Origin of the sequence: Flavobacterium sp. IMCC34518 (genome assembly GCF_027111095.2) — a bacterium.
GTDB classification, from domain to species: Bacteria; Bacteroidota; Bacteroidia; order Flavobacteriales; family Flavobacteriaceae; genus Flavobacterium; species Flavobacterium praedii.
The window spans coordinates 3126011-3139070 of record NZ_CP114284.2; the positions used below are offsets into that span (position 1 = coordinate 3126011).

10 protein-coding genes are annotated in these 13060 nt (G+C 33.3%); 5 read left to right on the forward strand and 5 right to left on the reverse strand.

Features of this window, described 5'->3' with window-relative positions:
- Positions 1-55: 55 nt before the first annotated feature.
- The 3 genes from OZP06_RS13370 to OZP06_RS13380 form a co-directional block, all read right to left on the reverse strand.
- On the reverse strand, positions 56-1021 hold the full coding sequence (locus tag OZP06_RS13370; protein ID WP_269222300.1) for a D-2-hydroxyacid dehydrogenase: 966 nt from the start codon (positions 1019-1021) through the stop codon (positions 56-58).
- Positions 1022-1128: 107 nt separating this feature from the next.
- Positions 1129-2199 carry a 3-phosphoserine/phosphohydroxythreonine transaminase gene (serC, locus tag OZP06_RS13375; protein ID WP_269222301.1) on the reverse strand — a complete coding sequence of 357 codons (1071 nt, stop codon included), beginning with the start codon at positions 2197-2199 and terminating at the stop codon, positions 1129-1131.
- A 193-nt stretch (positions 2200-2392) separates the two neighbouring features.
- Positions 2393-3451, reverse strand: a complete 1059-nt coding sequence (locus OZP06_RS13380; RefSeq protein ID WP_269222302.1) for an acyl-CoA reductase — start codon at positions 3449-3451, stop codon at positions 2393-2395.
- A 129-nt stretch (positions 3452-3580) separates the two neighbouring features.
- Here OZP06_RS13380 and OZP06_RS13385 point away from each other — a divergent pair, with 129 nt between their 5' ends.
- Positions 3581-3931 carry a 4Fe-4S dicluster domain-containing protein gene (locus OZP06_RS13385; RefSeq protein ID WP_269222303.1) on the forward strand — a complete coding sequence of 117 codons (351 nt, stop codon included), beginning with the start codon at positions 3581-3583 and terminating at the stop codon, positions 3929-3931.
- Between the two features lie 55 nt (positions 3932-3986).
- On the opposite strand, the gene OZP06_RS13390 is transcribed toward OZP06_RS13385, so the two are convergent.
- Positions 3987-4733, reverse strand: a complete 747-nt coding sequence (locus OZP06_RS13390) for a class I SAM-dependent methyltransferase (RefSeq protein ID WP_269222304.1) — start codon at positions 4731-4733, stop codon at positions 3987-3989.
- A 92-nt stretch (positions 4734-4825) separates the two neighbouring features.
- Positions 4826-7690 (reverse strand): TonB-dependent receptor, encoded by a 2865-nt coding sequence (locus OZP06_RS13395; RefSeq protein WP_269222305.1) that lies wholly within the window; start codon positions 7688-7690, stop codon positions 4826-4828.
- A gap of 537 nt (positions 7691-8227) precedes the next feature.
- Between OZP06_RS13395 and ychF the strand changes: the two genes are divergently transcribed.
- From ychF to OZP06_RS13415, 4 genes are all read left to right on the forward strand, one after another.
- Positions 8228-9322 carry a redox-regulated ATPase YchF gene (gene ychF, locus OZP06_RS13400; RefSeq protein ID WP_269222306.1) on the forward strand — a complete coding sequence of 365 codons (1095 nt, stop codon included), beginning with the start codon at positions 8228-8230 and terminating at the stop codon, positions 9320-9322.
- Positions 9323-9538: 216 nt separating this feature from the next.
- The gene (locus OZP06_RS13405) at positions 9539-10456 is read left to right on the forward strand and encodes a YihY/virulence factor BrkB family protein (protein ID WP_269222307.1); all 918 of its coding nucleotides are present in this window, start codon (positions 9539-9541) and stop codon (positions 10454-10456) included.
- 11 nt (positions 10457-10467) lie between these two features.
- The gene (locus OZP06_RS13410; protein ID WP_269222308.1) at positions 10468-10989 is read left to right on the forward strand and encodes an NAD(P)H-dependent oxidoreductase; all 522 of its coding nucleotides are present in this window, start codon (positions 10468-10470) and stop codon (positions 10987-10989) included.
- Between the two features lie 200 nt (positions 10990-11189).
- A complete protein-coding gene (locus tag OZP06_RS13415; RefSeq protein WP_269222309.1) occupies positions 11190-13055 on the forward strand; it encodes a DNA topoisomerase IV subunit B in 1866 nt (621 codons plus the stop codon).
- Positions 13056-13060: the final 5 nt, after the last annotated feature.

A 13060-nucleotide genomic window follows, 5' to 3' on the forward strand; every position in this document is an offset into this window, starting at 1 on the left:
CTATTAATTTTAATTAATAAAATACCGTTATATTGTTAAAAATCAATGATTTATATCAGTGTACTAGTGACTTATTGAAAAAGCTAATGATTTGTTGCGCCAGTTCATTACCTATTCTGTCTTGTGCTTCTTCTGTAGCAGCACCTATATGAGGAGTTAAAGATATCTTAGGATTCATTAAAATGGTAATTTCCGGATTAGGTTCATTTTCATAAACATCCAATCCTGCAAATAGAACTTTGTTTTCATCTAGGGCTTTTACTAATGCCACTTCATCAATTGCACCACCTCTTGCACAGTTGACAATTCCAACTCCATCTTTCATCATTTTTATCTCTTTTTCACCTATGACGTAGCCATCTTGTGCGGGTACATGTAAGGATATGAAGTCTGAGTCTGCGAATACATTTTCTAGAGGTTCAGAAGCAAGAGATAGTGTTATAGATTGACCGTTAAAAAATGAAATTTTGAGATCTTTTTTAGGAATATGAGTATCACTATAAATTACTTTCATTCCAAGACCAATGGCTATTTTTGCAGTTGCTTTACCAATGCGCCCCATACCGATAATTCCGAGTGTTTTCCCTCTTAATTCGATACCATTTGCATACGCTTTTTTCAAACCGTCGAAATTGGTATCACCTTCAAGTGGCATATTTCTATTGGAATCGTGTAAGAACCGTACTCCTGTAAATAAATGGGCAATGACTAATTCAGCAACGGATTCTGATGATGAGGCTGGAGTATTTATAACATGAATTCCTTGGCTTTTGGCATAGTCAACATCAATATTGTCCATTCCGACACCACCACGACCAATTATTTTAAGATTGGGGCAGGCATCTATAATGTCTTTGCGAACTTTTGTGGCACTACGAACTAATAGAACGCTTATGTTATTTTTGTTTACAAAATTAGCTACTTGCTCTTGTGCTACTTTTGTTGTAATAACTTCAAAACCGGCTTTTTCTAAAGTAGTAATACCACTTTTTGAAATGCCGTCGTTTGCTAATATTTTCATTTTGAGTTTATTTGGTCAACCATTTAATTATTTAAATGATGGTTAACATAAATTATTACTTTAAAATCAATTCGTTATATTGATTATTTTCGATAACGATTAATTGATTATATTTTACTTTCTAGTTCTTTCATTACGTCGACAAGTACCTGTACACTTTCTAATGGAAGTGCATTGTACATCGAAGCTCTATAGCCTCCAACAGATCGATGTCCTGGTAAACCAGAAATTCCTGCAGCTTTCCACATTTCGTCAAATTTAGCTGCATGTGATTCATCGTTCAATAAAAAGGTTGCATTCATTTTTGATCGATCTTCAATTGCTGCGGTGCCTCTAAAAAGTGGGTTTCTATCAATTTCGGCATAAAGTAAAGCGGCTTTTGCATCATTTATTTTTTCGATAGCCTCAATTCCGCCTAATTTTTTTAACCATTGTAAGGTTAATAAAGAGGCGTAAACTGGAAAAACCGGAGGAGTATTGTACATGCTGTCAGCTTTGATGTGTTTGGCATAATCCAACATACTCGGAATAGTACGTCCTGTTTTACCTAGAATTTCTTCTTTGATAACTACCAAAGTGGTACCTGCAGGTCCCATATTTTTTTGTGCTCCAGCATAAATAATATCAAATTTTGAAAAATCTAATTTTCTTGAAAAAATATCAGAACTCATATCGCATACAACAGGTATGTTTGTTGAAGGAAATTCTTTTATTTGAGTTCCAAAAATGGTATTGTTACTAGTGCAGTGGAAATATTCTGCGTCAGCGGGTATAGTGTATCCTTTTGGGATATGGTTGTAATTTTGTTCTTTTGAAGAGGCAACAATAGTAGTGTCTCCAAAGATTTTGGCTTCTTTTATGGCAGCAGATGCCCAAGTTCCAGTGTCTAAATAGGCAGCTTTTCCATTTTCTTTCATTAAGTTATACGGAACCATTAAGAATTCTAAACTTGCTCCTCCGCCAAGAAATATCGTCTGATATCCTTTTCCTTTTAGATCCAAAAGTTCTAAAACAAGTTCTCTAGCTTCTTCCATAACGGCTACAAAATCTTTACTACGATGGGAAATTTCTAAAAGTGATAAGCCAGAATCGTTAAAATTTAGAATGGCTTGAGCTGATTTTTCGAAAACTTCTTGTGGTAAAATGCAAGGTCCTGCGCTGTAGTTGTGTTTTTTCATGGTGTAGTTACTATTTGTTTTTTTATTTGTTCCAATTCATTTTTGGACGAAATCGCTGGTCTACATGTTATTTTGGAATTAGGACCCATAACGATTTCATATTGTAATTTGTCTTTAAAATCACAAAGTGCAAATTTCGGGAATAAGTGCTGAAAAAGTATTAAATTATTCGTAATAATATAAATGCATTGCACTATATTGTTGACAAAAACGAGATAGTGTCAATATTATCTGCATAATCCCATAAATTTGGTTTTTGTGTGGTTCCAAATTCAATGCTGTTTTTTACAAGATTGCTACTCACGATACACTGAATTTGATTTTTTTCGTTTTCTAAACGGTTTTCTAAATCTTTTAAATTCTCATAATATTCGTAAAACACACTAGTAATTGGCGAGCTATAACTCGGATCTTCTTTTATTGTCAAGAATCCATTGTCTAGTAATTTAAAATTACTCATCAAGAAAACAGCTTTGTTGTAATCGTAATTATTGGCGTATTTTTCATAATGTATCACATCTTGGTATTCAAAAATAGCTTCAAAAAAAGGTTCAAAAGAGTAGTCTTTCGGGACAAAAAGTTTGGAAACATTGCGGCATCCTAATCCGAAATACCTGAATATATCTTCGCCCAATGCAGTCATCTGCTCTTTGGTTTCTTTACCATTTAGTACAGCAATTGAATTTCTGTTTTTTCTTATAATTGAAGGTTTATCTTTAAAGTAATATTCAAAATAACGTGCCGTATTATTGCTTCCTGTGGCAATTACAGCATCAAATCCTTCTAGTTTTCCATCTGCAAATTTTATTTTATTTTTAAAATCGGATTCAATTGCTATTAGATAATTTGCCAAAAACGGTAAAAGATGCTGATCATTTGAAGATGTTTTTACTAAAACTTCATGCCCTGTAATTAAAACTGATAGAAAATCATGAAATCCAACTAGTGGTATATTGCCTGCCAAAATAAGTGCCACTTTTTTGGTTTTTACGTCTTGTAAGTCATAATTAGAAAGCCATTTTTCTAAATTATCAACTGTTAATGCTTCGGCCCAAGATTGTATGGAGAAATAAACTTGCTCAGGAGTATACCAGCCATTATGCGATTGAGAAAGTTGAATTAAATCAATGAATTTTTCAAAAAATAAATCATTACCGAATACATTTTCGCGTTTTGCACAATTTCCTTCATTGAATTGACTTAAAAATTTGCCTAATTCAACAAAAACACTTTTTTTTGTTTCTAATGTCATAATGTTTGTTTATGAAAAGTTTTGATTGTAATTTTGCGCAAAAATAAGCTTTAATTAGTTATAAGTCAAAAGTGAATTTGCAAAACAACTTACTTCTGATTTCAAACTTCAAAATTCTAATCTAAAAAGATGGCAATAATAATAACTGATGAATGTATCAATTGTGGGGCATGCGAACCAGAATGCCCAAATACTGCAATATACGAAGGAGCTGATGATTGGAGATATAAAGATGGTACAAAACTTGTGGGTAAAGTTATTTTGCCTGATGGCACTGAAGTAGATTCGGATGCTGCACAAACACCAATCTCTGATGAAGTGTATTACATTGTACCCGGTAAATGTACAGAATGTAAAGGCTTTCATGATGAACCTCAATGTGCTGCTGTTTGTCCAGTAGACTGTTGTATTCCAGATGATAATCACGTTGAGACTGAAGAAACTTTATTAAATAGACAAGCATTTCTACACAACGAATAGTCTTTTTGACAAAATAATTGATATCAAAATCCTGAGTACTACACTTGGGATTTTTTTATGAAATTATTTTTCGAGCCATAATAACATAGGTGTCATAGGCGTATGTTTTTCTATCAATGGTTTTTATGATTTCGAAATTATTAAGATACAGAAAAAGTTCTATTTCGTTTAACGTAAAAACGCGAACAGTTGAGAAATCATCTAAGAGAATTTCCCTTTCATTATCTGTGATTTTAAAATATTGTGCACTCCATTCCAATAAAAAATTTTCCATTGGTGTTATTTCCCAGTGACTTTCTCGAATATAATTGATTCCTTCATAGGAAGCTTCATGAAGAATAATTTCATTCTTTTTTAAAAATGGTATGAAACGATTGGCATCAATAAAATCAAAAATCAAAACACCATTTGGGTTTAAATTTTTAAAAACCGATTCGAAAGTTCTATTGATATCGTCATTATTGATCAAGTAACTCGTAGATCTTCCGGTGATTATAATAGCATCTACAGGGTTTTTGAGGTCAAATTTACGCATATCTCCATGAATAAATAGGCTGTTTTTGTTTCTCTCTTGCGCAATAGCTATCATGCTTTGACTAAAATCGAGTCCTGTATAATCTTGATTGTTTTCTTGAAAACGTTTGGCCAAATTACCGGTTCCACTGCCAATTTCAAGAATTGATTTACAGTTTTCTTCCTGTATTAAGGTATTGTAGAACTCATATTCTTCGTCATAATCGATAAACGTTTGGTACATGGCATCAAATATTGCGGCCATTTTACCAGTAAATAAATTTGCCATAATTGTAGAATTGATGAGTATAAATTTAGATAATTAAATGCAATAAAAAAAGAGCTACCCGAAGATAGCTCTTTTGAAAATAGGAATTCAAATTAGAATTTATAGTTTAATGATAGATTAAGCATGGTTCCCAATTGACTGAAATGAGATCCATCATAAGTGGTTGTATCATAACGACCGTTGAAAGTAATTAAGTTGTTAGCAGTTTTTAAACTAGGATCATTTTTTGAAAAAGTTTTTCCATCGGCAGTAATGAATTCCCACTCTGGTAAGACATTAAAAATGTTATTTACATTAAATGCTATAGTCAACTTATCTGTTGCTGAAAAGTTAATTCCTAAATCAGTAACAATTTTAGGGATAAATTGAGTATTCAAACCATCACTTAAACCATCTTGATGGAAAGTAGTTTTTCCAAAATAAGTATTGTTAAGAGAAAAACCAAATTTCCCTATTTCGTAATTAGCTCCCAAAATCCATTTAGTTTCTGGTCTTGAGGTAAACATTAAAGCGTCTAAAGTTGGACTGAAGCTATCTCCAGGTCGTATGCCGGAAATTCTTTCATTTTGAAATGTTACATTGCCAGATAATGCCAGTCCTAATTTACCTGATCCGATACCTAAATTATTATAATTCATTACGACATCTAATCCTGAAGTTCTTGAGTCGAATGAGTTTGAAAACCATGCAACAGTTCCAAATTTTGTATTTTGTTTGTCTCCTAATACAATTCTGTCTTCTACTTTGATGTTGTAATAGTCAAGTGTGAAATTGAAATTTCTGAATGGTTTTGATCCTAAACCAACTGTAATGTTTGTTGATTTTTCTGGAGATAATTCAGGAATATCTAATTGACGTGCTTGAGGTGAGACATTATTTATAATTCCGCTTACTTGAATTCCTTGTCCTGGAACAAAAGAATATTGTGATTTTTGAGTATAAATTTGGTGTAAGGTTGGTGCTCTAAATCCAGTTGAAAGTGATCCTCTCAAAGTTACTTTATCATCTAGGAACTTATATCTTGAACTCAATTTCCATACTGTTGCATCTCCAAAATCGCTGTAGTCTTCATAACGAACGGTTCCGTTTATTAAAAAGTCTTTGGTTACATCATAGGCTACATCTAGATAAAGACCCAAATTGTAACGATTCCATTTTCCAGAATTTTCTGGACGATTTCCTGCAAAGGAATCTGCGCCTAAACCATCATACGAAGCTAGATCTCCTGCTTGCACCCCAAAAGTTTCTGTTCTAAACTCTGATCCAAAGCCTATACTGATGTGGTCTGAAAGTGTTTTAGAAATATCGATATTACCAACGATATGGTTAAATGAAGTTCCTCCTGGTTTGAAGGTAATTGGACTATTTTCTTGATAAACATTTTCACCCGTGTCAGGATCTATAATTCCAGATCTGTTTTGAGAATTTTCGACTGTGTAAGTTTGACTGTTTCCGCCGGTTGTTATACTTACATCTGTATTCCATCCATTTTTTGTAGTTTTGAAACCTAAAGTCGCATTGTAGTCATTTAAATCTCCAACAAAAGTAGGTACATAACCTCTATATGCTGCAGCAGAACCATTACTAAAAAAGTCTTTTAAGTAAGTAGGATAAGTTGATCCAATTCCCCAATTTGGGATACTTGTATTTTCAAAAGGATTTTTAATAGATCTCCAATATGGAGTTCTATAGTTTGCAAATGAGCTAACTTTTTTATAAACATAAGCAGCATTATAATACATTTGAGTAGTTTCATTTATGTCATTTCCACCATTTATAGAGAATTTTGCAGCTGCTGTCTCAGGTGAACCATTTATATTTCCGCCGTCTGGTTTTTCTTTTAGAAAATCATCTACTGATTTTTTTCCGTCTATATTACCTTGATTGATTGTAGCTAATTTAGCATTGTAATCTGGAGATCCTTTGTATCCATCAAAAACAGTTTCTATTTGCGCATCACTTAATCCAGTTAAATCTGTCCCACCTAGTGTATTGTCATCATTTATATAGCTAGAAGAACTATCCGGATTTACTTTTAAGAAATCGTTGAAATCGCCCTCAGCATCAACTGTTCCTGGTCTATTGGCTAACTTAACTTTAGAGAAATCGATAGTGTAATTTAAAAAACCATTATCCCCTACAGTAGTACCATTATTTATTGTTATTCCAAGCATTTCACCATCTCCTTCAGCTGTAATACCTGTTCGTAAAGTAACAGATCCATCTGTGCTATTCTTTTTTAAAATAATGTTCATTACACCAGCGATTGCATCTGATCCGTATTGAGCAGAAGCTCCATCTCTTAGAATCTCAACTCTTTCGATGGCGTCTGTAGGAATGGCGGAAATATCTGCACCTGTTTCACCACGACCTGGAGAGGTTTGAACATACAATAATGAACTTAAATTTTTACGTTTGCCGTTAATTAAGATTAGAGTTCTACTAGGCCCCATATTTCTAATTTCATACGGATCTAATAATGATGTTGCATCATTTACTGGAGTTTGAACTGTATTAAAGGATGGAATCTTATATTGTAATGCCTTATCAAATGTTGCTTGGCCTGTTGCTGCTAAATCCTTTGAAGATAAAATATCAATTGGTAAAGCACTCGTTGTATTACTTCTAGGGGCAGTACGAGTTCCTGTTACAACAACTTCATCCAGTTTTTGGCCAGCATTGTCTTCTTCCAGTTCAATATCTATAATTTTTGCGTTTGCAGGCTTGGCAACCGTTGTATATCCTATATAACTAAAGATTATGGTGGCTCCTTCGTTTACCGTTAGTTTGTAGCTTCCTTCTGAATCAGTAGAAACTCCATTTTTTGTTCCTTTTTCCTGTACATTAACGCCTGGTAGTGGTGTTCCTGTTTTGTCTTTTACAACTCCGGAAATTTCTTTTTGAGCTAGCAGGAAAGTAGCATTTAATAAAAAGAATAGCAGTGTGATTTTTTTCATAATTAGGTATTGGTTTGGTTATTGGTTAATTAGTATTGTGTCAAATATAACATAATATTAACATAAAATATGTGTAATGTTGTTTTTTATCTAAAAAGTAAGGTGTATTTGCTAATATGGTAATTTGATGCAATCCTATTTATTGTAAAAAAAGTAATCGATAATTTTTGGGGTTTATTTTATGATTTTCTTTTTTTTGTATAAAATAATTTAAAGAGGAAATCTAAAATATTCTTGGTTTAATTGAGATTATTTTACTGCAGTTTATATTTGTAGTGATATAAAAAGTTCTGTTTTTTTAGATGACAGACTAAAAAATACATTCATATTAAATGAATAGATATAGCAGGATTCTATTCTATTTTTTATTATGATCTTGTGATTTTAGTACTTCTAGTATCCGTTTAAACGGTAAGGATGAAAACGAGGGCTTAATACTTGTGGAGTAACGTCATTATATCTTATATTTGCAAACTTTAAAAAAGGAATTACTAAAAGACAGATAACAGAAAACTGTTATTTGTAAACATATATACTATGAAAGCAGGAATTGTAGGGTTACCAAATGTTGGAAAATCAACATTATTCAATTGTTTATCAAATGCAAAAGCGCAAAGTGCTAACTTTCCTTTTTGTACCATCGAACCTAATATTGGTGTGGTAAATGTACCCGATCCAAGAATTGAAAAATTAGAATTGTTGGTAAAACCAGAACGTGTTCAAATGGCGACAGTAGATATCGTTGATATTGCTGGATTGGTTAAAGGAGCTAGTAAAGGAGAAGGTTTAGGAAATCAATTTTTAGGAAACATTAGAGAGTGTAACGCTATTATTCACGTATTGCGTTGTTTTGATAATGATAATATTGTTCACGTTGACGGAAATGTAAATCCTATTCGTGACAAAGAAACTATTGATATCGAATTGCAATTGAAAGATCTTGAAAACGTAGAAAAACGTTTAGAGAAAGTAAATCGCGCTGCCAAAACTGGTAATAAAGAAGCACAAACTGAAAAAGCACTTTTAGACAGAATTAGAGAAACACTTTTGCAAGCAAAATCGGCTAGAACCGTAATTCCTCAAAATAATGATGAGGAAGTTTTGTTAGAAGGATTTCAATTGATTACAGCAAAACCTGTACTATACGTTTGTAATGTAGATGAGAATTCAGCAGTTACTGGAAATAAATACGTGGATCAAGTTCGCGAATTGGTAAAAGATGAAGATGCGGAGGTTATCGTACTTTCGGTAGGGGCTGAAGCTGATATTACCGAATTGGAAAGCTACGAAGAGCGTCAGGTTTTCTTAGAAGATATGGGACTTACGGAGCCAGGAGCATCAGTTTTGATTCGTACAGCTTACAAATTATTAAAACAACAAACTTATTTTACCTGTGGTGTCAAAGAAGTTCGTGCTTGGACCATCAATATTGGAGCAACTGCACCTCAAGCTGCGGGAGTAATTCACACTGATTTCGAAAAAGGTTTCATTCGTGCCGAAGTAATTGCTTACGAAGATTTTGTACATTATGGATCAGAAGCCAAATGCAAAGAAGCAGGAAAATTCAAAGTAGAAGGAAAAGAATATATCGTTAAAGATGGAGACGTAATGCATTTTAGATTTAATGTGTAATTTCTAGAAAATAGAGAAAAGAATAAAGAAAATAGATAAAAACCTGCAAGAGTCATTTTGCAGGTTTTTTTATTGATTTGTTTTGGATTAATAATTAATTTAAGATAGAATTTTAATTTAAAAAGTATTTTTAAAGTTGTAAAAAATAAAAATAATTATGTAAAACTTTGGTAAGAAGGTTGGTATAACTTTGATTAAATTTTCAATTAAAATAGTATGCTAAATAAAGACTCTATGTCAAAATCTTGGTTTTTGCTTAAAATTACAACTTTAGAATTTATCGATGATAATGCTATAAAACTAAGTGCTGCTTTGGCATATTACACCATTTTTGCTCTTCCGCCACTTTTAATCATTATTATTACAATTTGTAGTTTTTTCTTTGGCGAGGAAGCCGTCACGGGGCAGCTTTATGGACAAATAAAATCTTTGGTTGGTAACGATGCCGCTGTTCAAATTCAGGAGGCTATAAAAAATGTTGAACTGTCTGGGAATACTGTTTTTGCCACTGTATTTGGAGTTGTCATGCTGCTAATTGGGGCTTCAGGAGTTTTTGCGGAGATTCAAAGCTCAATCAATTATATTTGGGGACTGCGTGCCAAACCGAATAAAGGGTTTAAAAAGTTTATTCAAAATCGATTGATGTCTTTTTCAATGATTGTTTCATTGGGTTTTTTGATGATAGTGAGTTTATTGGTAAATGTTATATTAGATATTGTAAATTCAAGGTTGAAATTATATTTTCCAGAAAGTACGATTTACTTATTTTATGTCATTAATTCGGTAATTGTCTTTAGCATAATCACATTGCTTTTTGCCATTATTTTTAGAACATTGCCAGACGGGATTATAAAATGGCGAGATGCTTGTTTTGGAGCTGCTTGTACTGCAATATTGTTTATGGTAGGTAAATTTGGCATTGGTTATTATCTTGGGAATTCTACTATTGGTTCTATATATGGTGCTACGGGTTCGGTAATAATTATTTTGGTTTGGGTATATTATTCGGCTATAATTCTTTACTTTGGTGCTGAGTTCACTAAAGTGTATGCCAAAACGTATGGAGAAAAAATATTTCCAAATGAATATTCTGTCGAAATAAAAAAAGAAATTTTTGAAATAGATAAAACTTAAAAAATGAATATATGAAAATCATAGCTTTTGCCGGAAGTCCAAGTAAAAATTCCATAAATAAAAAATTGGCCACTTATGCTTCGGATTTATTTAAAAATGCTGAAGTGGAAGTGTTGGATTTAAATGATTTTGAAATGCCGTTATTCAGCGTTGACAAGGAAATTGTAATTGGTCAACACCCCTTGGCGAAAGCCTTTTTGGATAAAATTGCATCGGCCGATGTTTTGGTAGTTTCACTTGCCGAAAATAATGGTAATTACAGTGCCGCTTTCAAAAACACAGTGGATTGGTGTTCTAGAATAAACGGAAAAATTTTTCAAGATAAACCCATGTTATTGATGGCTACTTCACCGGGTGCCAGAGGTGGAGCTAGTGTTTTAGAAATTGCCAAAAATAATTTCCCTCGTTTTACTGCCGATATTAAAGCAGTTTTCTCACTGCCAAGTTTTAATGAAAATTTTGATATTGAAGCTAATGTTATTTCAAACGTTGAATTAGATAATCAATTAAAAGAGATTGTTGCTGGTTTGTAAATGTTAATTGGCCAAATCAATTCTAAATTAAAAATAACCAGAATACTAAAATTCACATTCAAATCTGTCAATATTATTTTTGATAACTTTGCGGTAATCCTCTTTTAAATTTTATCAGATTACACTACATTAGCACACTCGAGGTCTGTGTGAAAAGCAAGGATCAAACAGAACGCAGTTAAATTCGATAAAATTCCAAAATGTCAGATCAAAATCAATATACCGAAGATAATATTCGTTCTCTCGACTGGAAAGAACATATCCGTATGCGTCCTGGGATGTACATCGGAAAACTAGGGGATGGTTCTTCGCCAGACGATGGTATTTATATTTTATTAAAAGAAGTTCTCGATAACTGTATCGATGAATTTGTAATGGGTGCTGGTAAAACCATCGAAGTTACCATTAAGGACAAAACAGTTACCGTTCGTGATTATGGCCGTGGAATTCCATTAGGAAAGGTAATTGATGTGGTGTCCAAAATGAATACCGGTGGTAAATACGATTCATTGGCATTTAAAAAATCGGTGGGTTTGAATGGAGTCGGGACAAAAGCGGTGAATGCCTTGTCTCATTTTTTTCGTGTAGAATCTGTTCGTGATGAAAAACAAAAAGCTGCCGAGTTTTCAGGTGGGAATTTAGTTCTCGAAGAAGATGTTATTGAAACTACAAAACGAAAAGGTACCAAAGTGTCTTTTATTCCAGATGAGACCATCTTTAAAAACTATAAATTCAGATATGAGTATGTCATCAAAATGCTCAAAAACTATTGTTACTTAAACAATGGTCTGACTATAATTTTTAATGGCGAAAAATATTATTCCGAAAATGGATTAAAAGATTTACTGGAAGAAACCATACACGCTGATGATTTAGAGTATCCGATTATTCACCTCAAAGGCGATGATATCGAAATGGCTTTGACCCACAGTAAAACCCAATACAGCGAAGAATACCACTCTTTTGTGAATGGACAAAATACCACACAAGGAGGAACGCATCTCGCGGCCTATCGTGAGGCAATTGTAAAAACAATCAGAGAGTTTTATAACAAAAGCTTCGAAGCTTCGGATGTACGTAAATCGGTTGTGAGTGCCATAAGTATCAAAGTGATGGAACCTGTTTTTGAGTCACAGACAAAAACCAAATTGGGATCTACAGATATGGGTTCTGAACCAGGAATGCCTTCTGTTCGTACTTTTGTAAATGATTTTGTGAAAACAAAACTGGACAATTATTTGCACAAAAATCCAGTAACAGCAGATGCTTTATTGCGAAAAATTCTTCAAGCCGAACGCGAGCGTAAAGAATTATCAGGGATTCGAAAATTGGCTACAGATCGTGCAAAGAAAGCCAATTTGCACAATAAAAAATTAAGAGATTGCCGTGCTCATCTTCCTGATACCAAAAACCCTAAGAGTTTAGAAAGTACTTTGTTTATTACCGAGGGGGACTCGGCTTCGGGGTCGATTACCAAATCTCGTGATGTAAATACCCAAGCGGTTTTTAGTTTGCGTGGTAAGCCTTTGAACTCCTACGGGATGAGTAAAAAGATTGTGTATGAAAACGAAGAATTCAATTTACTGCAAGCGGCGTTAGACATTGAGGACGGATTAGAAAAATTGCGTTACAACAATATCGTAATTGCAACCGATGCCGATGTCGATGGAATGCACATTCGCTTGCTGTTGATTACTTTTTTCTTGCAGTTTTTCCCAGAATTAATCAAAGAAGGACATTTGTATATTTTGCAGACACCGCTTTTTAGAGTACGAAACAAAAAAGAAACCATTTATTGCTATTCGGAAGAAGAGCGAAAAGACGCCATAGAAAAACTAAAACCAAAACCAGAAATCACTCGATTTAAGGGATTGGGAGAAATATCACCAGACGAGTTTAAAAATTTTATCGGAGAAACTATTCGTCTTGATCCTATTATGATGGATAAAAACACTTCAATCGAACAGTTATTGTCGTTTTATATGGGTAAAAATACTCCAGACCGACAAGATTTTATTATCAAGAATTTGAAGGTAGAGATTGATGTTTTGGAAGAAGTGAAATAATATAG

What these genes read in the sequence shown, in the direction of transcription:
- OZP06_RS13370 (WP_269222300.1), bottom strand. Translation starts at nt 1,021, where the DNA reads ATGAAAATATTAGCAAACGACGGCATTTCAAAAAGTGGTATTACTACT.
- serC (WP_269222301.1), bottom strand. Translation starts at nt 2,199, where the DNA reads ATGAAAAAACACAACTACAGCGCAGGACCTTGCATTTTACCACAAGAA.
- OZP06_RS13380 (WP_269222302.1), bottom strand. Translation starts at nt 3,451, where the DNA reads ATGACATTAGAAACAAAAAAAAGTGTTTTTGTTGAATTAGGCAAATTT.
- OZP06_RS13385 (WP_269222303.1), top strand. Translation starts at nt 3,581, where the DNA reads ATGGCAATAATAATAACTGATGAATGTATCAATTGTGGGGCATGCGAA.
- OZP06_RS13390 (WP_269222304.1), bottom strand. Translation starts at nt 4,733, where the DNA reads ATGGCAAATTTATTTACTGGTAAAATGGCCGCAATATTTGATGCCATG.
- OZP06_RS13395 (WP_269222305.1), bottom strand. Translation starts at nt 7,690, where the DNA reads ATGAAAAAAATCACACTGCTATTCTTTTTATTAAATGCTACTTTCCTG.
- ychF (WP_269222306.1), top strand. Translation starts at nt 8,228, where the DNA reads ATGAAAGCAGGAATTGTAGGGTTACCAAATGTTGGAAAATCAACATTA.
- OZP06_RS13405 (WP_269222307.1), top strand. Translation starts at nt 9,539, where the DNA reads ATGCTAAATAAAGACTCTATGTCAAAATCTTGGTTTTTGCTTAAAATT.
- OZP06_RS13410 (WP_269222308.1), top strand. Translation starts at nt 10,468, where the DNA reads ATGAAAATCATAGCTTTTGCCGGAAGTCCAAGTAAAAATTCCATAAAT.
- OZP06_RS13415 (WP_269222309.1), top strand. Translation starts at nt 11,190, where the DNA reads ATGTCAGATCAAAATCAATATACCGAAGATAATATTCGTTCTCTCGAC.